Genomic DNA, 26,886 nt, shown 5'->3' with positions numbered 1-26,886 from the left:
CCGGTTTGATTGTAGGCAAACTGGTCTTAAAATGAAACCATCAAGACAAACCCACATCTGGCACATGCCTTTACCGAAGGAGCATCGATGGCAAAACGTCGCGACAGCCAGGCGGAAACCTGCCCGGTCGCCCGCTCGCTCGACCTGATCGGCGACCGCTGGTGCCTGCTGATCGTGCGGGATGCCTTCGATGGCGTGCGCCGCTTCAGCGAATTCCAGCGGCGCCTGGGCGTGGCCCGCAGTATCCTGGCTGACCGCCTGCGCCTGCTGGTCGAGGCCGGCATCTTCGAGATCAGCCCGGCATCGGATGGCACCTCGTATCAGGAATATGTGCTCACACCCAAGGGAGAGCGGCTATTTCCGGTGATCGTGGCGTTGCGGCAATGGGGCGAGCAACATTTGTTCGAATCGAAAGACGCGCATTCCGTGCTGGTCGACAAGCGCACCGGGAAACCGCTGACGAGGATGGAGCCACGCGCGGCCGACGGCAAGGTGGTGCGTCCCGCGGAAACGGTGGTACGGCTGCCAAAAAGAGAGGACTCAATGGCGTCCTTATTGGGTGACTGAAACGTCATGACCGGATCATGGATTTGATGTGAGCGGCGTCCAATTTGCGGGAAACGGCGAGAATGCTTTGGTTCTTCCGCGGCAGACTGGCCGATTGCGTTGGAGGCGTTGTCACTGCGATGGCGTGCCGCCGATATACTCGCGACTTACCCTCTGGAGTCTCAGATGAGCAAGGTCTCTCTTTCGAAGTACAACGTCCCCATCAAGGAACGAACAAAAGTCACGAGTGCCCCAAGCCCAGAGCGCGTCGCCGCAAGCACGAGGATCGAGCATGTGTTCGACGGGCGAATCGTTGTGGTCAATAAGGCCGACTCGACAACCGTTCAGGAAACCGCTCGGAAGGTCATCCAGAAACACCACGAAGTCATCGAGCGCTTGGCGAAGCGATGACCAATGGCTTCATCTCACTCACGCCAGATCAAGTCCGTGAAATTCACGACTTGATTCTCGAAACGGAGATTGGACTGGCGGGCGAGCACAAGGGCTACCTTGAGGGCGCGCTCCATCGCATCGCGGCTGCGCAGTTCTATGAAGGAGTCGATGACCTCTTCGAATTGGCCGCACATTACGCGCGCGCGATTGGCCAAGGCCATTGCTTCATCGATGCCAACAAGCGCACAGGCCTCGTTACATGCCTGACATTCCTGGAATTGAATGGCATCACAGTCCAAAAGAACGACGACCTGGAAGACGCCATGGTCGATCTGACCACGAGAGATCTACCGCTGTCCGACTTTGCCACTCTGTTATTTTCGTTGGCCGAGTGCAACGAGACCGGCGGCCCACCGGCGGAATAGTCCCAAGGACCAGCAGATCCTGACGCACCGGGCACTTCCTGCCGTCGGTTTGGTCCCGGGCCATCTCGGCGACCAGGTCGTTCGGTAGCAGTACGCCGTTCCGCTGACGCAACGCCTCCAGCAGGCGCATCGGGTCTGGCGCCGTGCCCGCCCCGCTCGATCGAAACGAGCGCGGCGCCAGGCGTCATCGCCCGTTCGCCGCGCTTAGTGGATGCTCAATTCGGCGATCTCGTCTTTTTCGATCCTGAACAGAAATTCCAGCGTGACAGGACTATTCGGGAACTGCCCGCTCACCCTGGCGCGGACCCGGACCTCGGTGTCGGTGCCAGCGGCTTCGACTGGCTCGGCGACGTGGCGATATTTTTCCTTGGCCGCCAGCCACCACGCGCGTATCGCCTCCCTTCCCTGATGCCGCGCGCTCTCATCGTTGACAACGGCATTGGGCAGAAAAAGCGATACCAGCGCATCGGCATCGCTGCCCTTGTCCGCTTCGAAATACGCGCCCACAACGGTCGGAATATCCATCCTTCTGCTCCTGATCTGTGCTTGCCTGGCAATGTTGCAGCGCCAGTTTAAGCTTGACCATTGTCCGGATAAACAAGATAAATCCGGATGTGGCGATGAAATAAACAGGACAATGGAAAGAACCTCCCTTCACGACCTCGAAGCCGTCCTCGCGATCGCCCGCCGTGGAACATTCCGCGCAGCGGCGATCGATCTCGGGATGTCGACCACGGCCCTGAGCCATGCCATTGGCAAGCTCGAGACCCATCTAGGCGTCCGCCTGTTCAATCGCACGACGCGCAGTGTCTCGCTGACCGATGCCGGTCGACAGTTTGTCGAGCAGGTCGGGCCCGCGCTTCACGATATTCACGGCGCATTGGAGGCAGTGCGGTCGCAGCGGGAAACCCCATCCGGAACACTGCGGATCAATGCCGCGGCATTTGCGGCGCGAGACATCATGTCCCCGCTGGTGCTCGAATTCCTGCGCCGCTACCCGGACATGAATGTCGACCTGGTGACCGAAGGACGGCTGGTGGATATCGTTGCCGAGGGTTTCGACCTCGGCGTTCGGGTTGCCAACCTCGTTCCCAGCGACATGATTGCCGTGCCGCTCGGCCGGCCCCAACGCTATGCCGTCGTGGGATCGCCCTTGTATTTCGAGAACCATCGGAAGCCTCGCGTCCCACCCGATCTGCTGAAGCACCAATGCGTGCGTGTACGCCTGCCCGACGGGACGCTGTATCGGTGGCAATTCGAGAAGGCCGGCGAAACAGCGCAGATCGACGTGCGCGGCCCGATCACGCTCGACGAAGCGAGCCTGGCGCGGGCCGCCGTGATGGGGAATATCGGCCTGGGCTATTTCATGGAGCAGGACGTGCAGACCGATATCGAGGCAGGACGCCTGGTTCGCGTGCTGGCCGATTGGACGCCGCCTTTGCCTGGGCTCTGCCTCTATTACCCCGGCCGGCGCCACCACTCTGCCGGAATGAAGGCATTCCTCGCGTTGGCCCGTGAGGTGGCCGAGCGGGGGCCAGACCGCCAATCGCCGGCCGGACGAAACCGCCGTCGACATTGAGCAGCCGATCGCGTTGCCGAACGCGCGATGTCATGTCGCAAGCGGAAATTCTTGACAACACAACCGACCAACTAGTAGATTGGTCAACGTATTGAATGCCACGCGCGGCATCCGGGCAGTTGCACGAGCGATGTCTTGCATGCGTGGGCCGCAATCCCGCTTATTGATATCTATGGAACTTTCCCCCCGCGCGGCCGAAATCGCCGAGCATACGAAGCTGTTGCTGGCCGCTGGCGGTTATCACGGATTCAGTTATGCGGATCTGTCCGAGCGCGTGCGTATCGGCAAGCCGAGCATCCATCATCATTTTCCGAGCAAGGCGGACCTGGTCCTGACCGTGGTCGCGCTACACCGCGCGCAGGCACGGCAAGGCCTGGCCGCTCTCGATGGCCAGATCGGCGATCCGTTGGCGCGGCTGACGGCCTATATCGATTACTGGTCGCGGTGCATACGCGACGGCACGTCATCGATGTGTATTTGCGCGATGCTGGCTGCCGAATTGCCGATCATCCCGCAAGAGATCGCGCATGAGGTTCGAGCCTACTTCGAGGACCTGACCGCATGGCTGGCCACGGTCCTGGAGGCAGGTGCCGCGAAAGGACAATTGCATCTGCGCGATACGGCGCTTGTCGAGGCACAGACCTTTATGTCCACGGTGCACGGCGCAATGTTGACCGCACGGGCTTTCGACAATCCCGAGGCATTTGCCTCCATCTCGCAAGCGGCGATCAGACGGCTGACCGGGTCGAACTGACCGCTTTTTTACCGGCCGCGAGCCGGCTATTTTTTCACCGCGACACCGACCAACTAGTTGGTTGTCTTGCGTGTGAGATTTCGTTGTTTCAACCCATGGTTTGAAGGAGCCATCGTCCTATGCCGCATCCGATTTCCGCCCTGGGGTCCGGGCACACGCTGATCAGCATCGTCCCCGTCATCGCGGGCCTCTATAGCTTTGCGCGCTACTTCAGGATCGACAGCAGCACCCATGCCGGCCGGATTTACCTTGGCGGGCTGGTGTTGTCGGTGCTGACGTCATTCGGGCTGTCCAGCAGCGGGGGCTTCAACGTCGGCCATGCGCTCGGCATCGTGGCGCTGCTCGCCATCTTCGGCGCGCTGGTGCTGCCACGGGTCCCGGTCTTTCCCCGGGCCCAGCCCTACCTGTCCCAGTTCGGATTCACGTTCAGCTTCTTCCTGCTGCTGGTCCCCGGAATCAACGAAACGCTGACACGATTGCCCGTGGCCCATCCTCTCGCCGATGGCCCGCAATCGCCGGTGGTGCGCGGCGCGCTGGCCGCGTGGCTGGTCGTCTTTATGCTTGGCTCCGCGCTGCAGGCTTGGTGGATGCATTCGCAACGGCGGCGCGCGCCACTGTCCTGATTCCGGGTACGCGGCCCACGCGGCCCTCGGATGTCGCGTGGGCCCCGCTTGCCCGCCTCGGCATCACTGTTCAAACCAGGAGAGATGGAGCATGGCATTCCCGCTGGACACTTTTTCCGAAACGGAGTCGAGCGTCGAGGATCTGGAGAGCATGCTGGCCGACGATGAAGCCCTGGAGGGCATCGAGGCCTGGCTCAGCCGACAGCAACTGACGATCCATGCCGGCCCGCGCGGACAGGACCTTGCAGGCGGCGCGACGATCGAAACGTCGGCCGGTTGGCTGCTACGCCTGGTCCGCCATGCGCGTTCGGCGCTGGCGGCGCCCAAACAAGGGCGATCAGTGGCGTCAGTGCGATGACACGAACGGCGAGCCGGCATGCGGAGGCGGCACGGCAAATTCTGCCTTCATCCGCTTGACCTCTTCGACGGGGCTTCGCCCGAAAAGGCGCTTGAATTCCCGGCTGAACTGCGAGGGGCTGTCATAGCCAACTTCGGCGCTTGCGGCGGCCGCGGTCATGCCGTGACGGACCATATGCAGGCGCGCCTGATGCAACCGTATCGACTTCAGGTACTGCACCGGCGAGGTTTTGGTGACGGCCTTGAAGTGGGCGTGGAAGCTGGGCACACTCATCCCGGCTTCGCGCGCCAGCTGTTCGACACTGACGTCGACATGAAAGGACGCATGGATCCGGCGCAACGCGCGCGCGATCTTGCCGAACTGCCCATGCATGGCGAGCGCGGCGCGCATCGATGCGCCTTGCTCTCCTGTCAGAACATGGAAGTAGATTTCCCGCACCAGCGCCGGGCCAAGAATCCGGGCTTCCACAGGGCGGCTCATCGCCTCCAGAAATCGAACCAGCGACTCGCATAGCCGGCTGTCCATCGGGGTGGACATCATGCCGCGCGGCTCGGTCGGCTCCATGCCGCCATGCTGGTCGATCTGCAGCATCAGATCGGCAGCGAGCTTGAAATCGAGGTGCATGTAAATGGCCAGCAGCGGCTCGGATTCGCTGGCGTCCGTTTCCATGGTGAATGGCACGGGCACCGAAACGGCGAGGTAATGCCGATCGTCGTACAGATAAATCTGATCGCCGAAGTACCCGCGTTTCCTGCCCTGGCAAACGATCACGATGCCGGGATCGTAGAGCACCGGCACCGCCTTCAACGGGCGATTCGAACGCAGGAACCTGACATCGGGCAACGCCGACAAGTTGTATCCCTCGTGCGGCGCCAGCGTTGCCAGCATGGACACCATGCGCCGCGCCAGCATCGCCAGGCTTGGCGCCTCGTTTTTGCCAGATCGAGTCATGGCCAACCTCTTTTGTCTGCACTGTGGCGTAGCTTAGCAGCCCCATTACCGAAATTCTTGCCGTTCATAGGATCAGGCAAACATCAGAGATCCGCAGCCATGGTCGCATGCAGGATTGGATTCCATTATTCAATCCGCAGCGCAAAGCCGCGTCGTGGTGACGCGGCGCGCATTGCACCCAACTGGAGCGGTGAATATCCATGATCGACGTACTGAACCCTGCAGACGGATCGCGCATCGGGGCGGCGCCCCATATGAATGGAGCGCAGGTGAAGGCAGCGATAGACCGAACCTGCAACGCATTTCCGGCATGGTCGCGCAAACTCGCCAAGGAACGCAGCGCGCTGCTTCGCCGCTGGTTCGAACTCGTCAGAGACGACAAGCACGTCTTTGCCGAATTGATGGTCAAGGAAAACGGCAAGTGCCTGGCCGAAGCGCTGGGCGAAATCGACTACGGGCTCGGCTTTATCGAGTGGTATGCCGAGGAAGCCAAGCGGGTCTATGGCGACACCATCCCGTCCCACGCCGATCATGCCGCCGTGATGGTCATCAAGGAGCCTGCAGGACCGACTGCAGCCATCACGCCCTGGAATTTCCCCTTCATGATGATCACGCGCAAAGTCGCGACCGCACTGGCGGCCGGTTGCACCATGGTCATCAAGCCATCCGAAGAGACACCGCTGACTGCGTACAAGCTGCTCGAGTACGCGCGCCAGGCAGGCATTCCCGAGGGCGTGTTCGAGATGGTGACCGGCAACCCGCAAGAGATCGGCGCACTCTTTACCGGCGACGATCGGATCCGGAAGATCTCGTTCACCGGCTCCACTGCCGTCGGCAAATTGCTGGCCGAGGCCAGCGGGCGCTCGCTGAAAAAGATGACGCTGGAATTGGGCGGCAACGCCCCGTTCATCGTGTTCGATGACGCCGATTTCGACCAGGCCATCACCGGCCTGGTGACCGCCAAGCTGCGAAATTCCGGCCAGGTCTGCATTTCGCCGAACCGCATCTACGTGCAGGATGGGATTTACGATCGCTTTGTCCGGGCCGTCGTTGAACGGGTCTCCGAATTTCGCGTGGACCAGGGACTGCAGCCCGGATTCGTCGTGGGGCCGCTGATCAATCAAGCGGGCTTCGACAAGGTCGTTCAGCTCGTCGAAGACACGAAGCGGCGCGGTGGGAAAGTGTTGCTCGGAGGCAAACCGCACGACAAAGGCGGACTGTTCTACCAACCTACCGTGCTGGCCGACCTCGATGACGATATGCCGATCGCCCATACCGAAATCTTCGGACCGGTCTTCGCCGTCTATCGCTTCCGCGATGAAGCCGAGGTGGTCAACAGGGCAAACAACACCGAATACGGGCTCGTGGCCTATGCCTACACGCACGATCTTGGCCGAGCCTTTCGCTTGTCCCGCGATATCGAGGCGGGCATGGTGATCCTGAATTCCGGTTCAGTCGGCACAGCCTCGGTGCCATTCGGCGGGGTCAAGCATTCGGGCTATGGGCGCGAAGGCAGCTACTACGGGATCGAGGAGTATGTGGAGGTCAAGTACGTACTGATGGGAGGGTTGGAGTCCTGATCCACGGGGAGATAGGGCATCATGGTGACGTCCACCCAGCCTACGCCTTCTGTTACTGCCATGGTGCGTCGCGCCCTACTCCCCCCACTGAATCCTGCCCGAGCATTCGAAGCGACCGGGCGGCTGCTCAGCATTTCCAAGGCCGCCGATGAGTTGTGCGTCACGCCGGCCGCGGTCAGCAGGCAGGTGCGCGCGCTGGAGAGCTATCTGGGAACGCCGCTGTTCGTCCGCCAACACGGTGGCCTGGAATTGACCCCGGCCGGCGCGCGCTACCTTTCCGACTTGATACCCCTGTTCGAAACATTGCGGGAAGCCACCCTGGCGGTGACCAGCAGCAGCCCTGGCCGAAACACCTTGCGATTACGATCGCCCGCCACGTTCGCCGTACGCTGGCTCATCCCCCGGCTGGCGAGCTTTCATCGGTTGCATAAGGACATCGACGTTCAGGTCATGACCTCGTTCACGCCGTTGGACTTTGAGCGCGAGGATATTGACGCAGGCATACAGCTGGGCGACGGCCGTTGGCCTGGGATGCGAACGTTGCAACTAGTCCGCAACGAGCTTGTTCCCGTGGCCTCGCCTGCAGTGCGCCTGACGCACAAGAAGCAGCTCGCCACGCAAACCTTGCTGCATTCGATGGCGCGCCCCGACGACTGGATGCTTTGGTTGCGCGCAGCAGGCTTGCGCAATGTCAGTGCCACCGATGGCATGAAATACGAAACATCGTTGCTTGCCTATCAGGCGGCGATCGAGGGGCATGGCGTCGCCATCGCGCAGAAAGCATTGATCGAAAAAGAACTGGCGGACCAGACGCTGGTGGCGCCACTCGGTCCGACGCTCGATCGCGGCGATTACACATACTACTTCGCGTGGCCGACGGCCAAACCGCAGTCGAGCGCATTGCGCGCATTTCGCGATTGGCTATCGACGCTAGTCGCGATCTGATCCGCTCGAGCGATCGATCCCCTTTTACAAAAAGTCAAAGCGTACGGCCCATAAAGTCGATTGCCGGCTCGGGTGCCCCTGCCTATTCTGCCCCCCATAACAGGTGATCGCGGCCACCAGCGAAGCCGCGTCATCCGGGAGCCGGAATATGTTGAAGCGCAGCTTGAGAGGCCTGCGGGTAATCGATTTTTCGCATGTACTCGCGGGGCCCGTTTGCACCATGATGCTTGCGGACATGGGTGCCGATGTCATCAAGGTCGAACCGCCCGATGGCGAACTGGCCCGGCAGATCGGCCCGCCGTGGATCGCGGGCGAAAGCGCGGTGTACCTGAGCGTCAACCGCAACAAGCGCGGCATCGCACTGAATCTGAAATGCGCGGAAGGCCGCGAAGTCGCCCGTCGACTGATTCGGGACGCGGACGTCGTGGTCGAGAATTTCAGGCCAGGCGTCATGCGGACATTGGGCCTGGACTATGACACGCTGGCTGGCAGCAATCGCAAGCTGGTGTATTGCTCCATCTCCGCCTATGGCCAAACCGGGCCGATGCGCGAGCGCGCCGGTGTGGACGGCATCATCCAGGCAGCCAGCGGCCTGATGAGTACGCTTGGCACAGCGCACAGCGAGCCCATCAAAGTCGCGATTCCGGTCGCGGATATGGTGGCCGGCTATCTGGCGACGATCGCGATCCTTGCCGCGGCCACCGCCGCTCGGCAAAGCGGACAAGGCGAGTACCTGGACATCAGTCTGTACAACGCCACGCTGATGCTGCAGCAGATCGGCTACGCGTCCTACTTCGCCACCAATGCCGTGCCAGCCAGGACGGGCAGCGCAGCCCCCTACGCCGCGCCCAATGAAGCGTACCAGACGCGTGATGGCTGGCTCATGGTAGCTGCCTACCAGCCGAAGCGTTGGCAGGCGCTATGCGCCGTGCTGGGTGCGCCGGACCTGGAGCACGATCCGCGCTTCGCCCGCAATGCCGACCGCGTCGCCCACCGCGACGCGCTGCGCCAGGCACTGACGCCGTTGTTCCAACAGCGCTCCACCGAAGCGTGGATACAACAGCTGGCCGCGCACGACATCCTGTGCGCGCCCATTGCCAGCTACCAGGATGTCCTCCGATCCCCGCAGTACACGGCCAGTGGCATCGACAGCTGGGTCGACCACCCGCTCGCCGGAAAGGTGCGCATGCCAGGCTTCGCACCGGGGCCTACGCATGCGCCTACCGCACAGGATCGCGATATGCCCGCGCCTACGTTGGGCCAGCACGGCCGCGAAGTTCTCGAGGAATTGGGCTATAGCCGGCCGCAAATCGACGCCATGCTCGAACGCGGCGTCCTCTTCGTTCCTCCAAACCCATCTACCTGACCAGGATACGTCGATGAAACCTGATGAAGCCGGCGCATTGCACCCCGCCACTGACCAGCCTGACACGCTGGTCCGACAAGCCATCGTCGAAGGGGTCCTCACGTTGAGCCTCAATGACCCGGGCACGGGCAATGCCATGTCGGTGTCCATGGCCGAAGCTCTTGCCGAAGCACTGGAGAGGGCCAATCGCCTGCCAGACGTCCACTGCGTATTGCTGCGCTCAACCGGCAAGTACTTCTGCACCGGCGGCAACGTCAAGGACATGGAGAGCGGGTCGGATCTGATGCAGGGTTCCGCGGCGCAGGTACGGGATCGGCTGAAGACAACGTTGCACCGAATCACCCATGCCTTGCTGGCACTGCAGGTGCCGTCGATTGCCGCAGTCAATGGGGCAGCGATCGGCGCCGGCTGCGACCTGGCACTGATGTGCGATCTGCGCATCGCAAGCGAGCAGGCCACCTTCGCCGAGAGCTTTCTACGCCTCGGGCTGGTGTCCGGCATCGGCGGCGCATGGTTCCTGACCCGGCTCGTCGGCACGGCGAAGGCACTGGAACTGACGCTGACCAGCGAATTTATCGATGCCGCCACCGCCTTGCAGCTCGGCATGGTGTCCCGTGTCGTTTCGCCCGAGGCATTGGACGAAACAAGTACCGCCCTGGCACGCCGGATCGCATCCAACCCACCCCAAGCCCTGCGCATGGCCAAGCGCCTGGTATTGGATGCGGCCGAGACGACATTGCCCGTGGCGCTGGAGACGGCGGCCGCCATGCAGGCGATCCTGCTTTGCGGGGACGAACACAAGGCTGCCGTGCGCCATTTTCTGGAGCACCGCGCACGACGCAACTTGTCCCCGCAACCCGGCTGAAGGCGCGGCCTCAGCGCTCGCCCGGGACGGTGGATGGACAGTGAAGCCGCTTGACGCCACGTCCCCATAAAACAGGAGACAAACACCATGATCGGAACCACAACGCGCATCGCCCGTCTGGCAGCGGCGATGGCATCGGCGCTCATTGGCCTGGCCTGGGCGGTATCGGTAGCGGCGGCAGACTTTCCGGAAAAGCCGATCACCTTTGTCGTGCCGTTCGGCGCGGGCAGCGCGACCGATTTGCTCGCGCGCGCGCTGTCGGCGTCGATGGCACAGCAGACCGGGAAGGCTGTCGTCGTCGAAAACCGCCCGGGTGCCAGCGGCATGATTGCCGCGCAGCATGTGGCCCGGGCTGCTGCGGACGGCTACACCGTGCTGATTACCACGAACACGACGCAAGCCGCCAATCCGCACCTGTTCAAGAAACTGCACTACGACCCCATCACGGATTTCCTGCCGTTGACAGCATTGGGGCGTGGCGGTCAGGTGCTCGTCGTGCGCGCCGACTCTCCTTTCCGCACCGTCGATGATCTGGTGCAGGCCGCAAGGAAGGCGAAAGGAAAACTGAGCTTCGGCAGCGGGAATTCGTCCAGCCGAATCGCCGGCGAAATGCTCAAGCAACTGACCGGTACGGACATCGTCTGGGTCGGATACAACAGCAATCCGAACGCCCTTAACGATCTGCTTGGCGGCCACATCGACATGATGGTCATCGACACGGTCACCGGCCTGTCGCAGATCAAATCGGGCAAGCTCCGCGCGCTGGGCGCGTCCACCAGGGAAAGGCTGCCCGAGCTTCCGGACGTCCCGACCCTGGATGAGGCCGGCATCAGAGGCTACGACATGGGGTATTGGTTCGCCGCCTACGTGCCGGCAGGAACGCCTGCTCCGGCGGCTGCCAGGCTGCGACAGCTACTGATTGCCGCGGTCGACAGCCCGGGAGCCCGCGCATTCTTTCGCAATTCCGCGACACAGGCCTGGACTACGACGCCCTCGGAGCTGCGGGCATTCCAGAACGCGGAAATCCAGAAATGGGGCCGTGTGGTCAAGGGAGCCGGCATCGAGCCGGAGTGACAGCCGGAGTGACAGTCAAAAATTAGCGAGCCGCATCCGCTGCAGCAGCGATTCCTTTCTTGACGGCTGCTTCCGCACCACCTCGCCCCCAGCGGCGGACCCAGCCGCTCCGCCTGCCTGTCGCTGAACAAGAAGCTCACCCGTCAACGGGCAAGCGCTAATAGAAGAACGGCGACCGCGAGCATCGCCGCGCCCCCCATGCAGAAAACCCCTCCAAGGACAACGTGCCCCCAGTGAAGCGAGGCACGAACCGCGCGGGAACTTGCAAGTTCCGCTTGTGACGGATCGGCTGGGTTCACAAGGATTGGCCGCGTGATACCGGTGCGGTATAGGCCCGTGTCCACCGTGGTCGGGTTCACGAACTCCCGTTCCGATCCGTCCGGCAACACATAACGCACCACAGGAAAAAGCAGCCGCTCTTGCTCGGTGGCCGGGCCAGTCCACGGTCCAGGCCTGTAGCCGACGATGACGCCCTCGGCGCGGCGCCAGCCGACGCGATCCGGTCGTCGCCGGAATTGCGATCCGCTGCGAACGAAAGCCACACCGAGCATGAGGAACAGTATGCCGACCGCAGCCAGAACCGGCGCGCCGTGAAGGCCTTTCATGGTCGGAGAACGCTGGGCCAAGTCTCCAGCCCGTCCTCGGCGAAGCCCGTCGGGATCGGCGGCTGGTTCGTTGTAATGACGTGGCCGGTTGGCTCGAACACGTCTCTGGTGGTGATCAACCGGGCTTGGTTCTCCTGATCCGATCTCCTCATGCGGCTTCCTCCCCTGGCGTTCACCCTGGCGAGTGGCCAGGGCTATTGGCTATTCGTGCAATTGCTCTGTCCTATGCCTTCACCAGCTTCGCTGCCTTGGGATCGTAGATGTACCCGGTGATGCTGCCATCCTTGATGCGCACCACAGCCTCGTCGATGACGAACAGGGGAACGAGAAACCGCTCCCCGAGCGCAGGACGTAGATCGTGCCGCTCTGCCGGCCTATGCCGGACGGGGAATCATTCCCACTCGATCATCAACAGCTCACGCAAGTCCGCGTGGTTAAAGGGATTTGCTTTGATCGACATAGGCCGTTACCGTCGCTTTTACCGTCAGAAAAACAGGTCCTTTGCTGGCGCGGGTTTACGCGGCATCGGCTCATCATCAATCAGCGCTTAGGATACCGCAGCCAGTCGCGTAGCGAGCAAGTCGGCCTGCTCGGCAAACTTCTTCGCATCGGTCTTCTGCAACTGCGCCAGGTTGCGCAGCTTCCAGCGGATGCCAGGCAGATGTTCGAGGTGTGCGATGCCCAGCAGCGACCACTCCGGCGTGCCAGCGGCCAGCGACAGCAGGAAGCGCCGCTCGTCGTCGTCCAAGCCCTGCTGGATTTCGCGCACCATGCGCTCGCGGGCAGCAAGCAGCGCATCGAGCGGCACGGGCTCGGCCGTCATGCCTTGGAAGTTGTGCTCATAGTCATGCCGGATGTCCCGCAGGGGCGTGAATAGCACTTCATGGATCGGCCGATTGCTGCTGGCCAGGTAGACCACGAAGGCACGCCGGATGCCGGGCGTGATGCCCTCATGCGCAAAGAGCTGCATCACGTCGAACAGGTCACGTGGGTGCTGCCGATCCAGTGCCGCCACCAGCTTGCCGCCGTACACGTCCTCCAGCGACGCCACCGGGATCTCCAGATCAGCCAGCAAAGTGTCGCGGGCAATCGGCGTCAGCGAAGCGCGGCGCACCGGTTGCACCGTGCCGCGCATGACGAAGTTGACTTCGACCTTGACCTGAATCGAGCCGCGACGCACCAGCAACTTCGTCTCCCCTGCTGCTGCCGCTGGTGCGTGCGTCTGGAATCCCCGCTTCTTTAACCGCTCGGCGGCCTGCCGAACGGCCTCGTTGATACGCGCCAACGCCTCGTCACGCGGCAGCGTGTGATCGGGAAAGACCAGATCGAGATCGACCGACAGACGCGGCATGTCGCGCACAAACAGATTGATCGCCGTGCCGCCCTTCAGCGCAAAGGTGTCATCCGCGAACACCAGCGGCGCTACCTGCGTCAGCAGGCGCGCGGTATCGAGATAGGTCTGGTTCATGGCTTGAGCACCAGCAGGCCGTCGGACGACCGGGACACCCAGGGCCGGTCGCTACCCGTCGGAAGCGTGGCCGGATCGAGCTTGGCCGCCCAAGGCAGTGACGCCTCGCGGCCGAGTTGCAGGCACAGCCGCACGGTCTTGACGCTTGTGCAGTGCTGCAACAGTTCGCGCAGCACATCGGCGCGTAGGCCGTAGGCGCTCTCGACGAGTTCGCGGGCTTCCTGCAAGGGCTGGCGCACGCCAACCTCGCTCAACAGTTCCAGCAATGCGCGCTCCGGCGCCGACACCTGCGGCGCCCCGCTGCGCTTCTCGAACGGGCCGACGTGCAGCAAGGCGTCCGGCTGCTCATCGAACAGCCGCTTGCGGTGGTACTCGGCCGGGAAGCGTTCGGTGAACCATTGCGGCAAGCGCGCTGCCTTCCAGCCATACAGGTGCAGCACCGGCTGCTGCGACACGTACTGCCGCACACCGTACCAGTCCAGCGCCGACTTGCCGCCGACGTGCAACCCCTCGAATTGGCGCTGCAACAGCAGCAGGCTGGGATGGAGCGCCGGGACGTCGTTCGGACGGCAGAACACTCCCCGCGCCAGGCGCGTGAGCCACCCTGCCCGGACGTAGTGAACGGCCAGGTCGGCAGAGATGCCCAACGCCGCCAAGTCCTCAGAGGTCAGCGGCGTTCCCGGTGCCAGCCGGGTGTAGAGCGCGTTTAGCTTGCTTGAATTAGTCGTAGCCATGCTACGGTTTTTACAACTTTTCCAAGCGATAGTCAATTTAATATGGCGTACCCAGTCGTAGTTTGAATACGATGATGGCAACATATCCAAAATCTCATCCATTCGGCGCAGCGGCGCGGAAAGACGGTTACTTGTCGTCTCCCCTGCCCCGCTTGAATCCCCGATCCGCCGCCATGAACGCCTCCAGCATGTGCGGGATCAGCGTCATGGCATCGACCGTCTCACCATACGCCTGCGCGTGCAGCGCAGCGTAGCGGTCAAGGTCGGCCTTCAGGCTGGCCGGGCAGGCGAAGGTCAGCTTGATGCTCTCGGTCTTGGGCAGCGGCCCGAGCCGCAGCTTCTTGGTCATGCTCATTGCATCGCCCCCCGCTGGAAGAACATCGGCTGGTAAGGCCGCAACACCAAATCGCGGTTGACGATGATCCGCACCGGCAGGCCCGGCCGCTCGGTCAGCGTCGGCTGGATGTTCATGTTGCGCCGGGTCATCTCCTGGCCGACTTGATTGATGCTGTCCTGCGTGCTGTCGCGCCCAGCGATCACGATGCGGTTGCCATCCTGCCGGTTCTCCGGCGCGGCCAGCTCGGCACCCACGCCCAGCAGCGTGGTCAGCGCCGCACCCGCAAAGATGCGCCCCCAATGCCAATCGACGCCATCCTCCAGGCCGGAATAGCCGGCCGGATCGGTGCCAGCCAGGTTGTCGAGCTTCAGCGAAGACGTGTCCGGCAGGATGACCCGGTTCCACACCACCTGCACGCGGCTCTGCCCATAACTGACCTGGCTGTTGTAGCGCCCAAGGATGCGCGATCCCTGCGGGATCAGCAGGAACTTGCCCGTGGCCGTGTCATAGACCGGCTCCGTCACCGTGGCGATCACGTCGCCCGGAAGATCGGACTTGATGCCCGTCACCAGCGCCCCGGCGATCACCGTTCCGGCCATCACCTGGTACGGCGAGGACGGCATTTGCAGATTGCCGGAATTGCGGGTTTCCGTAGAACCGTCCTTCAGGAAGGCCTCTTTCTGGTCTTGCCGGTTCTGCACAGCGGTGGGGTCGGCGGGCTGGGCCGCCGTCGAGGCCGGGCCAGCCGCCAGCGGATCGAATCCCGCCAAGCCCGATGTCGGGCCGGTCGCAGCGACTTGCGCCGTGGCTGGCGCAGCGGCCTTGCCCTGGTTGCCGGAGCGAAAGAACACCGACGAAGCCGCCGCCGCATCGGCCTCCTTGCGCAGCGCGTCGGCCGGGTCGTGGCCCGGTGGCGCATAGGTGGGCGTCACCGGTTGCTGCGAATGCACGATGGCCGGCCCCAGGTCGCCCGGCAGCGGCGGCCCCAACTCGGGCACCTTCGGCGGCAGCTTCGAGTAGTCGGCCGGCAGGCCATCCAGCCCTTCGGACTTCGAGACGCGATCCACGTTGTACAGCTCGGTCTGCTCGCTTGCGCGCCGGTGCGGCTGCAACGACCAGATCGTGGCCCCGAGCACGGCGACCGACAGGCCGCCCGTGAGGATGGCCAAGGTGCGCCGATTCAGGCGCGTGACCGGGCGCGGTTGTGCGCGCAGCACCACCGCCTCGGGCGCGACCTTGCCCGCCTGCGGTGCAAGATCAGGGGAATCGTCCTGGCTCATGGTCAGTTCCTCCGCGTGCCACCCGAGACACCATCTGTGCGCTCGATCCGCACCACGTCGCCCTTGTCACCGCCCAGGCGCAGCTCGGCCGCGCCGAACAGGCGATCCACGATGTAGTACGGCGGGCGAAAGCGGTAGTTCACCAACTGCCCGTCACCCTGGGCACCGATCACGAACAGCGGCGGCAGCTCGCCCTGGGCGATGCCCGGCGGAAACTGGATGTAGACCTTCTCGCCATCGTCGAAAGCGCGCAGCGGCTTCCACGGCGGGTTGCTGCCACTGACCGCATAGCGGAAGCGGATCTTCTCCAGCGATAGCCCGGCATCGACCGGTGCGGCGGCGCTGGCCGCCTGTGCCTGGCGCTGCAAAGCCAGCATCTTGTCCTTGGGATATTCCCAGGAGGCCGACGCCATCCACGTCTTCTCGGTCGATGTCAGCTCCAGCAGGTAGGTACGCCGACTCGTGGTGATGACTAAATTGGTCTTGAGGCCCGAACGGATGGGCTTGACCATCACATTGACGCGCAGCGCATCACCGCTGCCGCTCGATGTATCCCCGACGATCCAGCGCACGGTGTCGCCGGCGGCCACCGTCACCAGTTCCTCGCTCGGCTGGAGAGCGATCACGGTCACGCGGCCCACGGCCGCATAGACCTGGTACAGCGCACCATCGGTGAAAGGCCACACCTGAATCGCGTTGACGTAGCCTTCGCGCGTGGGCGCAATGCGCGCTTCGGCATTGGCGCGGGACACGCGCACGGTTTCATCGGCAGGTTCCGCGGCGGGCTTGGCATCCGGGATGGGTTTCATCTGCGTCGGCATCGGCAGCACCTGCGGCACGGCCACCACTTCCACCGGCTTCGGCGCCTCGGGCAGCGGCTGGGCTTGCACCGGCTCATCAAGCGAGATGGACGGCGGCGGCTTGCCCTGCGTGGCGCAGCCCGAGAACAGTACGGTCGAAGCCAACAGCATCACCAGCAAGGCGGATTTACGGAAAAGTGCATTCATGGCTTGGCTCCTTCGTTCGCTTCCAGTTCGCGGCTCCACGACAGGCCGTTGACGTAGATACCCAAGGGGTTCTTGCGCAGGCGCTGCTCGGTGCGCGGAGCTTGCAGCACCGTGGAAATCACCGCGTTCCAGCGTTCGGTGCGATCCAATGCGCCGTTGACGAAGCGCGTCTCCGTCCAGCGCACGTTGAACGACGTGTCGCTGGCGCGAGTCACGCTGCTGATCTGCACCGTCACCGATTCCTTGCCGATGCGCGCGAACGGATCGTTCACACGGGCGTACTCGTTGAGCACCACGGCGCCTTTGTCGGTCGTGTAGTCGTAGGCATCGAGCCAGTTCTGTCGCACCACGATGGGGTCAATGGACAGCGAGCGCACCAGGCCGATGAAGCGGCCGAGGTGATAGGCAATCTGCGCATCGCTGGGCCTGTACGGCGTGGCGGCTTCGCCGACGGCGCGCACTTGGCCCGCGTTGTCCACCTCGATGACGTAGGGCGTGACGATGGACTGCGCCGAGCGCCACACCAGGCCGCCCGCCATCAGCACCGCCAGCGTGAGACAGCCGAAGGCCATGAAACGCCAGTTCTTCGCCTGCACGCGGGCCGAGCCGATGCGCTCGTCCCAGACCTGCGCGGCGGATTGGTATGGGGTGGCAGGTTGCGGCGTGTCGGCGTAGCGCACCTGTGGTCGTTTGAATCGCATGGGGTTCTCCTTGAAGATCAGGAATCGGAATCGCGCAGGCTCGGGCCTTGGCTAGAGCTGCCGCCGTCGCCACCGCGCAGCGTGTGGGCGGCGGTCGTCGCTGCATGGGTGAGCTGCTGCCTGCGATGCAGGCGCTTGGCCCAGGCGGGTTGCGCGGTGGATGGGGTTGGCTCGTTCGCAGTCTGTGCGGCACTGGCTCCCGACGCCGATCCGGCGTCGCCCGGCCGGAAGGCGGCGGCGACACGCTCCTTCATCGAGCGCGCCCCATCGGCCACCTTCTGCCCGGCCGCCTGCGCGCCGGTCTTGGCGACATTGCCCACGCCGGCGGCAGCGCCCTTGAGGCCTCCGCCGGCGGATGCAGAGCCAGCCTGGAACGCCGACCGTGCGCTACTGGCCGTCGAAGCGGCGGCACGCGCTCCGCTGCCGGCCAGCTTGGCGGCTGCGGGCGCCATACGCGCACCGGCAGCGACTGCGCCGCCGACACCCGTGGCCGCAGCGCCCACCGCAACGGCCGCGCCGGCTGCACCCAGCGCGGCACCGGCCATCGCGCCCGCGCCGAGCTGCGGCCCACCGGACACCAGCCCGGTTGCAATGCCCGGCCCGAAGATGCCCAAGGCCAGCAGCGTCAGCGAGGCCAGCATCACGACCACGGAGTGGTCGATGGATGGCTCGGCCGGCTGTACCTGAAACTCGGCGAACAGTCCCGAGCCGATGCCCACGATCACCGCCAGCACCAGCACCTTGATGCCCGAAGACACCACGTTACCCAGCACCTTCTCCGCGAGGAATGCGGTCTTGTTCCAGAGTGCGAACGGCACCAGCACGAAGCCCGCGAGCGTGGTCAGCTTGAACTCGATCAGCGTGATGAAAAGCTGGATCGCCAGCACGAAGAAGCACAGGAGGACGATCAGCCACGCCAGGAACATCACGACGATGGGCGTGATGTTCACGAACACCTCGGGAAAGCCCGCCATGTCGCCGATCTGCTTCAGGATCGGTGCCCCGGCGTCGATGCCGACCTTCGCCAGTCGGCCCGGTTGCAGGAAGCTCTCCATGCTCAGGGTCGAGCCGCTGGCCGTCAGGCCGAGGCCCGCGAATGAGCGGAACACGATGCCGGCCAGCCAGTTGAAGTTGCCGATGATGTAGGCGAAGGCACCGACGTACAGCACCTTGCGTATCAGCTTGGCGATCACGTCCTCGCCTTGGCCGGTGGCATGGCCCATCGCCCAGAACAGCCCGGCAAGCGTCATGTCGATGACGATCAGCGTGGCGGTCAGAAACGCCACCTCGCCGTGCAGCAGGCCGAAGCCCGAGTCGATGTAGCGCGAGAAGGTATCGAGGAAGCGGTCGATGACCGTCACGTCGTTCATGGCGAGCCCTCCTGCTCAGGCAGAGCGATTGCCCCACTGCCATCGGCGGGTTCATCGAAGCTGGGCGGGATCGGCGGCAGGTCGGCCAGCGTCTGGTACTCGCCCGGCCCAGCGTGGCCGGAGAGAAAGCGCCGCAGGTCGGCCTGCGCCACCTGCGTGCAAAACGCGCCGTCGTGCTCGCCCACGCGGCACTGCGCGCGCAACGCACGCAGCCGGGACGCATCGGCGGCCAGCGCATCCACCGACAGCCGCTGCGGCTGGTCACAGCCGGCCAGCACAAGCGCATGAACGGCGAAAGCAAACACGACGGGCGTGCGTTGCATGGCAGCCTCCGTCAGCGGTTGTAGAAGTTCACGGATTGCGGCGTGTATGGCGTGCCTTCGCCCAGGAAGCGGCGCGTCACCTCGCGCCCGCGCTCCGTGGCCGCCGCCTGCCGCGCCAGCTCCAGCGAGGCCGCGCGGTCTTGCGTGATCTGCAGCCGTTGCGTCTGGATCGACTGCTTGGCCTGCAAAGCCAACAACTGGTTCATGGCCTGCATCGCTTGCAGCGCACCCTCGGCCGACTGGCTCTTGCCCACGAGATCGGCCAGCACGCTTTCGTCATCGCTCAGGTTCTGCGACGCCTGGGCCTGCATCTGCATGGTGGTTTGCAGTCCGTTGAGCGTGTTCTTCCAACGCTCCTGCGCGTCGAGATACATCTGGTTGCCACTCACTGTAGCGGCGTACTTCTCGGGATACAGACGTGCGAACTCGCGGTCGATGCTCGTCACGTCATAGGCCAGGCCCTTGGCCTGTGCGATGAGGCGCTGGGTGGTTGCCAGGTTCGCGCGCAACTGGCCCACCACGCTGGACGGCAGGCTGGCCAGGTTGCGTGCCTGATTGATGAGCATCTGCGCTTCGTTCTGGAGCTGGCGGATCTGGTTGTTGATCTGCTCCAGCGTGCGAACCGCCGTGAGCGTGTTCTGCACCAGATTGGTCGGGTCGAGCACGATGTCGCCGACGCCGAACAGCGCGTGCGCAGGCTGCGCGACGCCGAAGGCGAGCACGCAGGCGGCGGTCAGCGCGGCGAGCTTGGGGACATAGGTTTTCATGGCTGGTTCTCCTGTGGATGGCTGGGGATGAGGGCGGCACACGGCGCAGGGCCGGGGAAATCGCGCAGCAGATCGGCCGCCCAATCAAGGCTGCGGTGGCGCAGCCATGCGGCTGCGAACGGAGTGGATGCGGATGAAGCGGCAGCGAGCACCGCGTCGATGTCGCGCTGGTCTTGCGGCGTGGAGGCACCCGCGAAGGCCAGCGTCGCGGCGCCCAGGTCGAGGTCGAACAGGCGGTTGCCGAGGCGGGATTGGTAGTAGTAGTCGCGCTTCGGCTGCGCGGTGGCGACGATCTCGATCTGCCGCCTGCTGAGGCCGAAACCCTCGTAGATCGTGCGAATCTGCGGCTCGGTGGCCTGCGGGTTCGGCAGGAAGATGCGGCTTGCGCAACTCTCGATGATCGCGGGCGCGATGCTCGAATCCTTGATGTCGGCGAGGCTCTGCGTGGCGAAGATCACCGAGACGTTCTTCTTGCGCAACGTCTTGAGCCACTGGCGGATGCGCGCGGCAAACACCGGGTCATCGAGGAACAGCCACGCTTCATCGAGGATCAGCAGCGTGGGCGCCCCGTCGAAGCGTTCATCGAAACGCGCAAAGAGGTAATGCAGCACGGCCATGACGGCGGCCTTGCTGTGCATCAGCTCCTCCATCTCGAAGCACCGCACGTCGGCCATGCCCAGCCGGTCATGATCGGCGTCCAGCAGCTTGCCGTGGGCACCGCCGAGCACATACGGCGACAGCGCCTGCCGCAGCGCGTTCGATTGCAGCAGCACGGAAAGCCCTGTCATCGTGCGCTGCTCCAACGGCGCACCGGCGAGGCTTCCCAGCGCCGACCAGATGGCCGCCTTTTCGTCGGGGCCGACCGCCACGCCCTCATGCAGCAAGCGGCCTTCGATCCATTCTGCCGCCCAGGTGCGGTAGCCTTCGCGGTCGATGCGTGCCAAGGGCTGGAAGGCGATTTCGCCATCCGTCCCGAGGTCGTAGTGCTCGCCACCCAGGCCCAGGATGGTGGCGCGCATGGAACGGCCCATGTCGAATGCGACGATGCGCGAACCGCGATAGCGGCGGAACTGCATTGCCAGCGTGGCGAGCAATACCGACTTGCCCATGCCGGTCGGCCCCGCGACCAGCGTGTGGCCCACGTCGCCGATGTGCGTCACAAGCCGGAACGGCGTGGCGCCGTCGGTGCGTGTCACGATCAGCGGGGGGCCGTCGAGGTGTTCGTTCTTCTCCGGTCCGGCCCATACCGCCGATACCGGCATCATGTGCGCCAGGTTCAGCGTTGAAACGATGGGCTGGCGCACGTTGGCGTAGGCGTTGCCCGGAATGGACGACAGCCACGCATCCACGGCGTTGAGCGTTTCCGGGATGGTGACGAAACCCCGACCCTGGATGACGCGCTCCACCATGCGCAGCTTCTCGTCGGCCACCGCAGGATCGGCGTCGAGCACCGCTACCGTGGCGGTGAGGTAGCCAAAGGCGACTTGATCGCTGCCCAGCTCCTGCAAGGCGGCATCGGCATCGGCGGCCTTGTTGCTGGCGTCGGTATCGACCAGCGGCGATTCCTGCTGGAAGATGGTTTCGCGCAGCAGCGCGATAACGTTCTTGCGCTTGGCGAACCACTGGCGGCGCAGGCGGGCGAGTTCTCTTTCCGCCTCGGCTTTGTCCAGGCACAGAAAGCGCGTACTCCAGCGATAGGCAAAGCCCAGGCGGTTGAGGTCGTCCAAAATCCCCGGCCAGGTTGAGGTCGGAAAGCCCCGCACCGACACCACGCGCAGGTGTTGCTCGCCCAGCATGGGCGCCAGGCCACCGACCAGTGCGGAGTCGGTCAGCAGCGCGTCGATGTGGAACGGCACTTCGGGCACGCCCACGCGATAGCGCCGCGTTGAGATGGTCGCGTGCAGGTAGGTCAGCGTCTGCCCGTCGTCGAGCCAGTCAATTTCCGGCATCACGCCGTCGAGCAGGTCAAAGACGCGATCCGTTTCCGCGACGAACGCTTGCAGCCGCTCGCGCCAGTCCACGCCATTCGTCGGCGTGTTCTCGTAGAGCATCTTGGCTGCACGGGCGCGGGATTCTTCCGGCGGCAGGTAAAGCAGCGTCAGGTGATAGCCGCTCTCAAAGTGATTGCCAGATTCCTCGAAGGTCGCGCGGCGTTCCTCGTCCACCAGCCAGGACAGCGGCTCGGGAAACTCCGAGTGTGGATAGTCGGCAGCGGGACGGCGCTCGGCTTCAATGAACAGCGCCCAGCCCGAACCCATGCGGCGCAGCGCGTTGTTCAAGCGTGCCGACGTAGCGATCAACTCACCCTGCGTCGCGCTGTCGAGGTCAGGCCCGCGAAACCGGGCCGTGCGCTGGAAACTGCCATCCTTGTTCAAGACGACGCCCAGTGCGACCAGCCCGGCCCAGGGCAGCCAGTCGGCAAGCAAGGCTGGGCGCTGGCGATATTCGGCGAGGTTCAGCATCGCGGCGTCCTCCCCTCACACGTCCAGCAGCGGGCGGTACTTGATGTGCCGGGCAAAGACCTGCATGAACTGCGGATCAACGCGCGCACCCCACACCGCCAGCGAATGGCCGACGATCCAGAGCACAACACCCGGAATCCACAGTTGCAGGCCCAGGCCGACGGCAGCGGCCAGCGTGCCGTTGGCAATCGCCACGGTGCGCGGCGCACCGCCCAGCAGGATCGGCTCGGTCAGCGAGCGATGCAGCGGCACCTCGAAGCCGTCCGCGAAGGTGTCCAGGGCACTCATACGACCGCCCCGCCGGAGAAGCTGAAGAACGACAGGAAGAAGCTCGACGCGGCGAACGCGATGGACAGGCCGAACACGATCTGGATCAGCTTGCGAAAGCCGCCCGAGGTATCGCCGAAGGCCAGCGCCAGGCCCGTGGCGATGATGATGATGACCGCGACGATGCGCGCCACCGGACCCTGGATGGATTCGAGGATGGATTGCAGCGGGCCTTCCCACGGCATCGAGGAACCGGCGGCCTGCGCCGTTCCGGCCAGGAACAGCAGCAGCGCGGCCAGCAGCAGCCCTTGCCCCGCAGGGCGTGCCAGGCTGCGCAGCCGTGCCAGGCCGGTCAGATGAGAAAGCGGATTTACGGAAATACGGAAAGCAGGAACGTGCATCTGCGTCATGGCAGTTCTCCAAGGTGGTTGAGGGACGGGGAAGAAAAGTCGGACTGCGATGGCAGCTCGGGAAACGGCATATCCATCGCGTCCGCCAGTTGGTAGCCCACGCCGTCAAAGCCGACGACGCGGGCAATGCTTTCGACGTGGCGATTGCGGCCACGGCCAGCGATGTGGATCACCACATTGACCGCCTCGGCGATCAGCGCACGGGGCGGATTCACCGCCACTTCGAGAATCAGTTGCTCCAGGCGCAGCAGCGCACCCAGCGCGGAGCCGGCATGGATCGTGGCGATGCCGCCGGGATGACCTGTGCCCCACACCTTGATGAGATCCAACGCCTCGGCGCCGCGCACTTCGCCAACGACGACGCGATCCGGGCGCAGGCGCATCGAGGAACGCACCAGCTCGGTCATCGACACCACGCCTGCGCGGGTGCGCAGCGGAACGTGGTCGCGCGCCGCGCATTGCAGCTCCACCGTGTCTTCGAGCACCAGCACGCGGTCGCCCGTGGCGGCGATCTCGGCCAGCAGCGCATTGGCGAGCGTGGTCTTGCCGCTGCTGGTGGCCCCGGCGATCAGGATGTTCTGGCGCTCGCGCACGGCGCGAACGAGAAAGCCCGCCTGGGCGCTGGTCATCATCCCGTCGATGACGTACCGCTCCAGCGGGATCACGCCGATGGCGCGCTTGCGCAACGCGAAGGCAGGCCCCGGCGCGGCGGGCGGCAAGATGCCCTCGAAGCGCTCGCCGGTTTCGGGCAGCTCGGCCGACAGCAGCGGCTGGCCGCGATGCACTTCCGCGCCGACGTGGGCTGCCACCAGCCGGATGATGCGTTCACCGTCCGCTTCGGACATCTCCACGCCCATCGGCGCACGGCCTGATGAAAGCCGATCCACCCATAGCGTCCGGTCGGGATTCAGCATGACTTCAACCACGTCCGGGTCTTCGAGCGCGGCGGCGATCAGCGGCCCCATCGCCGTGCGCAGCATCTGGATACGGCGATCCATCGAAGTCGCAGCGGACGAACGTGGTTCGGGCGGGATTTTCGGCACCGCGCTCATGACGCGCGCTCCTGCGCTTGCGTGGCCGCCGCCGCGTCCTCCATTCGCATCGGGTCGGGATGCAGTTCCTCCACCACGTCGCGCACCAGGCTGCGGCCCCGCAGCAGGTGGCGGCCAAGCTGCTCGGTGAACTGCTCGAAGCGCGCTTTGCCCTGCGCGCGTGCCGCGTCTTGGTGCGCCTCGGGAACCGGCGTGCTCACGGTCAGGTAGTAGCGGATGAACAGAGCCAGCGTCTCGATGGCGATGTTCTGGTCGCGCTCCATGCGCTCGGCCTGGCGCGACAGACGATCCAGCCGCTTGGCAATCGCCGCTTCGCGCTGGTCGGCCGCACCGGGCGACAGCCACGATGCGAGCGCCGCCGCGACGATGGACGACTTGGACACGCCTTTCTTGGCGGCCAGCTCGTCCAGGCGCTTGGCGTGCTCGTTCTGGATGAACAGATTGAGGCGGTATTGGCTCATAGGTCGATTCCGTCGTTGGGGTTCAGCGATGCCAGCCGGGCCGTGCGCTGCATGGCCGGATCGAGCTGGCGAGGAAGTGGAAGCGGAAGGTCGTCGTCGTCATCGAGCAGCCCAAGGTCGGCCACGGGCGCGGCCAGCCCGGGGTCGTAGGCGACGGCCTCAGTTAGCTCGGGCTGACGGCGTGGGCCGCCGTCGTCGGCCGAACCCAAGTTCTCCAGGCCATCGGCAGATGCCGTGGCAGACGCTGCGGGCACCGACGGAATCGCCAGCCCGCTCCAGTCGTCGGGCCGAGACGGCGGCGTGTCTGCGTACAGCCCGTCCGCCAGCGTGGGCGGGGGCAGCACGCGCCGCTTGAAATTGGCGTCCGCGTAATAGCGCAGCTTTTTGGCCTTGATCGGCGCCACACTGGAGACCATCACCACCGCTTCATCGGGTGGCAGTTGCATGACTTCGCCCGGCGTCAGCAGCGGACGGGCCGTTTCCTGGCGCGACACCATGAGGTGCCCCAGCCACGGCGCCAGCCGGTGGCCGGCGTAGTTGCGCTGCGCGCGCAGTTCGGTCGCGGTGCCCAGCGTCTCGGAAATCCGTTTGGCGGTACGTTCGTCGTTCGTGGCGAACGTCACGCGCACATGGCAGTTGTCGAGGATCGAATGGTTCTGCCCATACGCCTTGTCGATCTGGTTGAGCGACTGCGCGATGAGGAAACTGCGGATGCCGTAGCCGGCCATGAAGGCCAGCGCCGTCTCGAAGAAATCGAGCCGCCCGAGTGCCGGAAACTCGTCGAGCATCAGCAACAGCTTGTGGCGACGCTCGATGCCGTCGGAGCCATCGAGTGATTCCGTGAGCCGCCGCCCGATCTGGTTGAGGATCAGGCGAATGAGCGGCTTCGTCCGCGAAATGTCCGAAGGCGGAACCACCAGATACAACGACACCGGATGCTCGGCGGCGATCAGGTCGGCGATGCGCCAGTCACAGCGCGATGTGACTTCGGCCACCGTGGGATCGCGGTACAGGCCGAGGAACGACATGGCGGTGCTCAACACGCCGGAACGCTCGTTCTCCGACTTGTTGAGCACTTCGCGCGCAGCCGAGGCCACGACCGGATGCGTCCCATCGCCGAGATGCGGCGTGGTCATCATCCGATGCAAGGTCAGCTCGAATGGGCTGGCTGGATCGGAGAGGAAGTTGGCGACGCCGCGCAGCGTCTTGTCCTCGCCCGCGTAGAGCACATGCAGGATGGCGCCGACCAGCAGCGCGTGCGAGGTTTTTTCCCAATGGTTGCGCTTCTCCAGCGCGCCTTCGGGATCGACCAGGATGTCCGCGATGTTCTGCACGTCGCGCACTTCGTGCGCGCCGCGCCGCACCTCCAGCAGCGGGTTGTAGGCCGCCGACTGCGCATCGGTCGGGTTGAACAGCAGGCAATGCGAGAAGCGCGAGCGCCAGCCTGCGGTGATGCTCCAGTTCTCGCCCTTGATGTCGTGGATGACGGCCGATGCTAGCCAGCTCAACAAAGTGGGCACCACCAGGCCCACGCCCTTGCCCGAGCGCGTAGGCGCGAAGGTCAGGACGTGTTCCGGACCTTCATGCCGCAGGTACTGGCGGTCGTGCTGGCCGAGGAACACGCCGGCCGGCTGCGTGAGGCCCGCCTTGCGAATGTCCTGCGCGTTAGCCCAGCGCGCAGAGCCGTAGGTGGTGACGAGGCGCGCTTGGCGCGAACGCCAGACCGACATGGCGATGGCAACGCCCACGGCGGCCATACCGCTGGCGCCCGCAATGGTGCCGCCAGTGTCGAAGACCTCCGGCGCATAGGCGCCGAAGAAGAACCACCACTCAAACAGCTTCCACGGGTGGTAGATCGACGTGCCAAGGAAGTCGAACCAGGGCGAGCCAAGGCGTACTTGATAGCCAAGGGCCGCTGCTGTCCATTGTGTGGCGCCCCACACGCCGGCGATCACGGTGCCGAATACGACGGCGATCTGACCGAACAGCACGTTCGTCCCTTGCATGACCTGGCCTCCGATTTCTCCTGCGCTGATTCCTTATGGAAATCGCGGCACAGGAACGTGCCGCAGGCGTCAGGATCGGTGCCGGGTCAGTGCCGGTCAAAGGCCGTTATGGCGGGGATTGAGGCTGAAAGAGCCAGATTTCGCGCGGAAGCGAAAGCAATAGAAACACCACAGACG

30 protein-coding genes are annotated in these 26,886 nt (G+C 64.4%); 12 read left to right on the top strand and 18 right to left on the bottom strand.

What is annotated here, in order from left to right:
- Positions 1 to 87: 87 nt before the first annotated feature.
- The 3 genes from F7Q96_RS15785 (at position 88) to F7Q96_RS15775 (ending at position 1,364) form a co-directional block, all read left to right on the top strand.
- Complete coding sequence (locus F7Q96_RS15785; RefSeq protein ID WP_053821686.1) at positions 88 to 567, top strand: winged helix-turn-helix transcriptional regulator; 480 nt, start codon at positions 88 to 90, stop codon at positions 565 to 567.
- A gap of 165 nt (positions 568 to 732) precedes the next feature.
- Positions 733 to 957, top strand: coding sequence for a hypothetical protein (locus F7Q96_RS15780; protein WP_144425779.1), 225 nt, complete (start codon positions 733 to 735; stop codon positions 955 to 957).
- Positions 954 to 1,364, top strand: coding sequence for a type II toxin-antitoxin system death-on-curing family toxin (locus F7Q96_RS15775; protein ID WP_053821684.1), 411 nt, complete (start codon positions 954 to 956; stop codon positions 1,362 to 1,364). The genes F7Q96_RS15780 and F7Q96_RS15775 overlap by 4 nt, the downstream gene beginning before the upstream one ends.
- Before the next feature lie 204 nt (positions 1,365 to 1,568).
- Here F7Q96_RS15775 and F7Q96_RS15770 read toward each other — a convergent pair whose 3' ends face one another.
- Entirely contained in the window at positions 1,569 to 1,889 is a 321-nt protein-coding gene (locus F7Q96_RS15770) for a nuclear transport factor 2 family protein (protein ID WP_053821683.1), read from the bottom strand.
- Positions 1,890 to 2,001: 112 nt separating this feature from the next.
- Between F7Q96_RS15770 and F7Q96_RS15765 the strand changes: the two genes are divergently transcribed.
- From F7Q96_RS15765 to F7Q96_RS15750, 4 genes are all read left to right on the top strand, one after another.
- Positions 2,002 to 2,943 (top strand): LysR family transcriptional regulator, encoded by a 942-nt coding sequence (locus F7Q96_RS15765; RefSeq protein WP_053821682.1) that lies wholly within the window; start codon positions 2,002 to 2,004, stop codon positions 2,941 to 2,943.
- A 166-nt stretch (positions 2,944 to 3,109) separates the two neighbouring features.
- Positions 3,110 to 3,697 carry a TetR/AcrR family transcriptional regulator gene (locus F7Q96_RS15760; RefSeq protein ID WP_144425885.1) on the top strand — a complete coding sequence of 196 codons (588 nt, stop codon included), beginning with the start codon at positions 3,110 to 3,112 and terminating at the stop codon, positions 3,695 to 3,697.
- A gap of 119 nt (positions 3,698 to 3,816) precedes the next feature.
- Positions 3,817 to 4,320, top strand: a complete 504-nt coding sequence (locus tag F7Q96_RS15755; RefSeq protein WP_053821680.1) for a hypothetical protein — start codon at positions 3,817 to 3,819, stop codon at positions 4,318 to 4,320.
- Positions 4,321 to 4,411: 91 nt separating this feature from the next.
- Positions 4,412 to 4,678, top strand: coding sequence for a hypothetical protein (locus F7Q96_RS15750; protein ID WP_053821679.1), 267 nt, complete (start codon positions 4,412 to 4,414; stop codon positions 4,676 to 4,678).
- Here the strand turns inward: F7Q96_RS15750 and F7Q96_RS15745 are convergent.
- Positions 4,667 to 5,590 (bottom strand): AraC family transcriptional regulator, encoded by a 924-nt coding sequence (locus tag F7Q96_RS15745; RefSeq protein WP_053821678.1) that lies wholly within the window; start codon positions 5,588 to 5,590, stop codon positions 4,667 to 4,669. The genes F7Q96_RS15750 and F7Q96_RS15745 overlap by 12 nt on opposite strands.
- A gap of 239 nt (positions 5,591 to 5,829) precedes the next feature.
- On the opposite strand from F7Q96_RS15745, the gene F7Q96_RS15740 reads away from it, so the two are divergent.
- The 5 genes from F7Q96_RS15740 to F7Q96_RS15720 all read left to right on the top strand — a co-directional run bounded on the left by F7Q96_RS15740 (position 5,830) and on the right by F7Q96_RS15720 (position 11,459).
- Entirely contained in the window at positions 5,830 to 7,209 is a 1,380-nt protein-coding gene (locus tag F7Q96_RS15740) for an NAD-dependent succinate-semialdehyde dehydrogenase (RefSeq protein ID WP_151022932.1), read from the top strand.
- A gap of 60 nt (positions 7,210 to 7,269) precedes the next feature.
- Positions 7,270 to 8,154: a LysR substrate-binding domain-containing protein gene (locus F7Q96_RS15735; RefSeq protein WP_053823066.1), complete on the top strand. Its 885-nt coding sequence runs from the start codon at positions 7,270 to 7,272 to the stop codon at positions 8,152 to 8,154.
- Positions 8,155 to 8,302: 148 nt separating this feature from the next.
- Positions 8,303 to 9,520 carry a CaiB/BaiF CoA transferase family protein gene (locus F7Q96_RS15730; RefSeq protein WP_053821677.1) on the top strand — a complete coding sequence of 406 codons (1,218 nt, stop codon included), beginning with the start codon at positions 8,303 to 8,305 and terminating at the stop codon, positions 9,518 to 9,520.
- A 13-nt stretch (positions 9,521 to 9,533) separates the two neighbouring features.
- Positions 9,534 to 10,385, top strand: a complete 852-nt coding sequence (locus tag F7Q96_RS15725) for an enoyl-CoA hydratase-related protein (RefSeq protein ID WP_053821676.1) — start codon at positions 9,534 to 9,536, stop codon at positions 10,383 to 10,385.
- Positions 10,386 to 10,472: 87 nt separating this feature from the next.
- A complete protein-coding gene (locus F7Q96_RS15720; protein ID WP_053821675.1) occupies positions 10,473 to 11,459 on the top strand; it encodes a Bug family tripartite tricarboxylate transporter substrate binding protein in 987 nt (328 codons plus the stop codon).
- Positions 11,460 to 11,602: 143 nt separating this feature from the next.
- On the opposite strand, the gene F7Q96_RS15715 is transcribed toward F7Q96_RS15720, so the two are convergent.
- The 16 genes from F7Q96_RS15715 to F7Q96_RS15635 form a co-directional block, all read right to left on the bottom strand.
- On the bottom strand, positions 11,603 to 12,085 hold the full coding sequence (locus F7Q96_RS15715) for a DUF3592 domain-containing protein (RefSeq protein WP_082371447.1): 483 nt from the start codon (positions 12,083 to 12,085) through the stop codon (positions 11,603 to 11,605).
- 526 nt (positions 12,086 to 12,611) lie between these two features.
- Positions 12,612 to 13,532, bottom strand: coding sequence for a nucleotidyl transferase AbiEii/AbiGii toxin family protein (locus F7Q96_RS15705; RefSeq protein WP_054666124.1), 921 nt, complete (start codon positions 13,530 to 13,532; stop codon positions 12,612 to 12,614).
- Positions 13,529 to 14,266, bottom strand: coding sequence for a type IV toxin-antitoxin system AbiEi family antitoxin (locus F7Q96_RS15700; RefSeq protein WP_054666126.1), 738 nt, complete (start codon positions 14,264 to 14,266; stop codon positions 13,529 to 13,531). Before F7Q96_RS15700 ends, F7Q96_RS15705 begins: the two co-directional genes overlap by 4 nt.
- Positions 14,267 to 14,393: 127 nt before the next feature.
- On the bottom strand, positions 14,394 to 14,621 hold the full coding sequence (locus tag F7Q96_RS15695) for a DUF2274 domain-containing protein (RefSeq protein WP_054666128.1): 228 nt from the start codon (positions 14,619 to 14,621) through the stop codon (positions 14,394 to 14,396).
- Positions 14,618 to 15,883, bottom strand: a complete 1,266-nt coding sequence (locus F7Q96_RS15690; RefSeq protein WP_054666130.1) for a TraB/TrbI/VirB10 family type IV secretion system protein — start codon at positions 15,881 to 15,883, stop codon at positions 14,618 to 14,620. The genes F7Q96_RS15695 and F7Q96_RS15690 overlap by 4 nt, the downstream gene beginning before the upstream one ends.
- A 2-nt stretch (positions 15,884 to 15,885) precedes the next feature.
- A complete protein-coding gene (gene trbG / locus F7Q96_RS15685; RefSeq protein WP_054666133.1) occupies positions 15,886 to 16,890 on the bottom strand; it encodes a P-type conjugative transfer protein TrbG in 1,005 nt (334 codons plus the stop codon).
- Positions 16,887 to 17,591, bottom strand: a complete 705-nt coding sequence (trbF, locus tag F7Q96_RS15680; protein ID WP_054666135.1) for a conjugal transfer protein TrbF — start codon at positions 17,589 to 17,591, stop codon at positions 16,887 to 16,889. The genes trbG and trbF overlap by 4 nt, the downstream gene beginning before the upstream one ends.
- 17 nt (positions 17,592 to 17,608) lie before the next feature.
- Entirely contained in the window at positions 17,609 to 18,961 is a 1,353-nt protein-coding gene (gene trbL, locus F7Q96_RS15675; protein ID WP_054666138.1) for a P-type conjugative transfer protein TrbL, read from the bottom strand.
- On the bottom strand, positions 18,958 to 19,284 hold the full coding sequence (locus tag F7Q96_RS15670) for a hypothetical protein (RefSeq protein WP_054666141.1): 327 nt from the start codon (positions 19,282 to 19,284) through the stop codon (positions 18,958 to 18,960). The genes trbL and F7Q96_RS15670 overlap by 4 nt, the downstream gene beginning before the upstream one ends.
- An 11-nt stretch (positions 19,285 to 19,295) precedes the next feature.
- A complete protein-coding gene (gene trbJ, locus F7Q96_RS15665) occupies positions 19,296 to 20,051 on the bottom strand; it encodes a P-type conjugative transfer protein TrbJ (protein WP_054666143.1) in 756 nt (251 codons plus the stop codon).
- On the bottom strand, positions 20,048 to 22,513 hold the full coding sequence (gene trbE, locus F7Q96_RS15660) for a conjugal transfer protein TrbE (protein WP_054666146.1): 2,466 nt from the start codon (positions 22,511 to 22,513) through the stop codon (positions 20,048 to 20,050). Before trbE ends, trbJ begins: the two co-directional genes overlap by 4 nt.
- A gap of 15 nt (positions 22,514 to 22,528) precedes the next feature.
- Positions 22,529 to 22,801: a VirB3 family type IV secretion system protein gene (locus F7Q96_RS15655; RefSeq protein ID WP_054666156.1), complete on the bottom strand. Its 273-nt coding sequence runs from the start codon at positions 22,799 to 22,801 to the stop codon at positions 22,529 to 22,531.
- Positions 22,798 to 23,190 carry a TrbC/VirB2 family type IV secretion system protein gene (locus F7Q96_RS15650; protein ID WP_054666159.1) on the bottom strand — a complete coding sequence of 131 codons (393 nt, stop codon included), beginning with the start codon at positions 23,188 to 23,190 and terminating at the stop codon, positions 22,798 to 22,800. The genes F7Q96_RS15655 and F7Q96_RS15650 overlap by 4 nt, the downstream gene beginning before the upstream one ends.
- Entirely contained in the window at positions 23,187 to 24,242 is a 1,056-nt protein-coding gene (gene trbB / locus F7Q96_RS15645; protein WP_054666162.1) for a P-type conjugative transfer ATPase TrbB, read from the bottom strand. Before trbB ends, F7Q96_RS15650 begins: the two co-directional genes overlap by 4 nt.
- Complete coding sequence (locus F7Q96_RS15640; protein WP_054666163.1) at positions 24,239 to 24,703, bottom strand: ribbon-helix-helix protein, CopG family; 465 nt, start codon at positions 24,701 to 24,703, stop codon at positions 24,239 to 24,241. Before F7Q96_RS15640 ends, trbB begins: the two co-directional genes overlap by 4 nt.
- Positions 24,700 to 26,709 (bottom strand): conjugal transfer protein TraG, encoded by a 2,010-nt coding sequence (locus tag F7Q96_RS15635; protein ID WP_054666165.1) that lies wholly within the window; start codon positions 26,707 to 26,709, stop codon positions 24,700 to 24,702. The genes F7Q96_RS15640 and F7Q96_RS15635 overlap by 4 nt, the downstream gene beginning before the upstream one ends.
- Positions 26,710 to 26,886: the final 177 nt, after the last annotated feature.

This window comes from Cupriavidus gilardii (assembly GCF_008801915.1).
Taxonomy (GTDB): domain Bacteria; phylum Pseudomonadota; class Gammaproteobacteria; order Burkholderiales; family Burkholderiaceae; genus Cupriavidus; species Cupriavidus gilardii.
This window is presented reverse-complemented; position numbering and strand designations above follow the sequence as displayed.

Excerpts from the sequence above, each read along its gene's own strand:
- trbF (WP_054666135.1), bottom strand. The coding sequence starts at position 17,591 with ATGCGATTCAAACGACCACAGGTGCGCTACGCCGACACGCCGCAACCT.
- F7Q96_RS15765 (WP_053821682.1), top strand. The coding sequence starts at position 2,002 with ATGGAAAGAACCTCCCTTCACGACCTCGAAGCCGTCCTCGCGATCGCC.
- F7Q96_RS15770 (WP_053821683.1), bottom strand. The coding sequence starts at position 1,889 with ATGGATATTCCGACCGTTGTGGGCGCGTATTTCGAAGCGGACAAGGGC.
- F7Q96_RS15775 (WP_053821684.1), top strand. The coding sequence starts at position 954 with ATGACCAATGGCTTCATCTCACTCACGCCAGATCAAGTCCGTGAAATT.
- F7Q96_RS15735 (WP_053823066.1), top strand. The coding sequence starts at position 7,270 with ATGGTGCGTCGCGCCCTACTCCCCCCACTGAATCCTGCCCGAGCATTC.
- F7Q96_RS15740 (WP_151022932.1), top strand. The coding sequence starts at position 5,830 with ATGATCGACGTACTGAACCCTGCAGACGGATCGCGCATCGGGGCGGCG.
- trbJ (WP_054666143.1), bottom strand. The coding sequence starts at position 20,051 with ATGAAAACCTATGTCCCCAAGCTCGCCGCGCTGACCGCCGCCTGCGTG.
- F7Q96_RS15700 (WP_054666126.1), bottom strand. The coding sequence starts at position 14,266 with ATGGCTACGACTAATTCAAGCAAGCTAAACGCGCTCTACACCCGGCTG.
- F7Q96_RS15755 (WP_053821680.1), top strand. The coding sequence starts at position 3,817 with ATGCCGCATCCGATTTCCGCCCTGGGGTCCGGGCACACGCTGATCAGC.
- F7Q96_RS15745 (WP_053821678.1), bottom strand. The coding sequence starts at position 5,590 with ATGCTGGCGCGGCGCATGGTGTCCATGCTGGCAACGCTGGCGCCGCAC.
- F7Q96_RS15690 (WP_054666130.1), bottom strand. The coding sequence starts at position 15,883 with ATGAGCCAGGACGATTCCCCTGATCTTGCACCGCAGGCGGGCAAGGTC.
- F7Q96_RS15730 (WP_053821677.1), top strand. The coding sequence starts at position 8,303 with ATGTTGAAGCGCAGCTTGAGAGGCCTGCGGGTAATCGATTTTTCGCAT.
- F7Q96_RS15750 (WP_053821679.1), top strand. The coding sequence starts at position 4,412 with ATGGCATTCCCGCTGGACACTTTTTCCGAAACGGAGTCGAGCGTCGAG.
- F7Q96_RS15720 (WP_053821675.1), top strand. The coding sequence starts at position 10,473 with ATGATCGGAACCACAACGCGCATCGCCCGTCTGGCAGCGGCGATGGCA.
- F7Q96_RS15640 (WP_054666163.1), bottom strand. The coding sequence starts at position 24,703 with ATGAGCCAATACCGCCTCAATCTGTTCATCCAGAACGAGCACGCCAAG.
- F7Q96_RS15650 (WP_054666159.1), bottom strand. The coding sequence starts at position 23,190 with ATGACGCAGATGCACGTTCCTGCTTTCCGTATTTCCGTAAATCCGCTT.
- trbL (WP_054666138.1), bottom strand. The coding sequence starts at position 18,961 with ATGAACGACGTGACGGTCATCGACCGCTTCCTCGATACCTTCTCGCGC.
- trbE (WP_054666146.1), bottom strand. The coding sequence starts at position 22,513 with ATGCTGAACCTCGCCGAATATCGCCAGCGCCCAGCCTTGCTTGCCGAC.
- F7Q96_RS15780 (WP_144425779.1), top strand. The coding sequence starts at position 733 with ATGAGCAAGGTCTCTCTTTCGAAGTACAACGTCCCCATCAAGGAACGA.
- trbB (WP_054666162.1), bottom strand. The coding sequence starts at position 24,242 with ATGAGCGCGGTGCCGAAAATCCCGCCCGAACCACGTTCGTCCGCTGCG.
- F7Q96_RS15785 (WP_053821686.1), top strand. The coding sequence starts at position 88 with ATGGCAAAACGTCGCGACAGCCAGGCGGAAACCTGCCCGGTCGCCCGC.
- trbG (WP_054666133.1), bottom strand. The coding sequence starts at position 16,890 with ATGAATGCACTTTTCCGTAAATCCGCCTTGCTGGTGATGCTGTTGGCT.
- F7Q96_RS15635 (WP_054666165.1), bottom strand. The coding sequence starts at position 26,709 with ATGCAAGGGACGAACGTGCTGTTCGGTCAGATCGCCGTCGTATTCGGC.
- F7Q96_RS15705 (WP_054666124.1), bottom strand. The coding sequence starts at position 13,532 with ATGAACCAGACCTATCTCGATACCGCGCGCCTGCTGACGCAGGTAGCG.
- F7Q96_RS15655 (WP_054666156.1), bottom strand. The coding sequence starts at position 22,801 with ATGAGTGCCCTGGACACCTTCGCGGACGGCTTCGAGGTGCCGCTGCAT.
- F7Q96_RS15670 (WP_054666141.1), bottom strand. The coding sequence starts at position 19,284 with ATGCAACGCACGCCCGTCGTGTTTGCTTTCGCCGTTCATGCGCTTGTG.
- F7Q96_RS15725 (WP_053821676.1), top strand. The coding sequence starts at position 9,534 with ATGAAACCTGATGAAGCCGGCGCATTGCACCCCGCCACTGACCAGCCT.
- F7Q96_RS15695 (WP_054666128.1), bottom strand. The coding sequence starts at position 14,621 with ATGAGCATGACCAAGAAGCTGCGGCTCGGGCCGCTGCCCAAGACCGAG.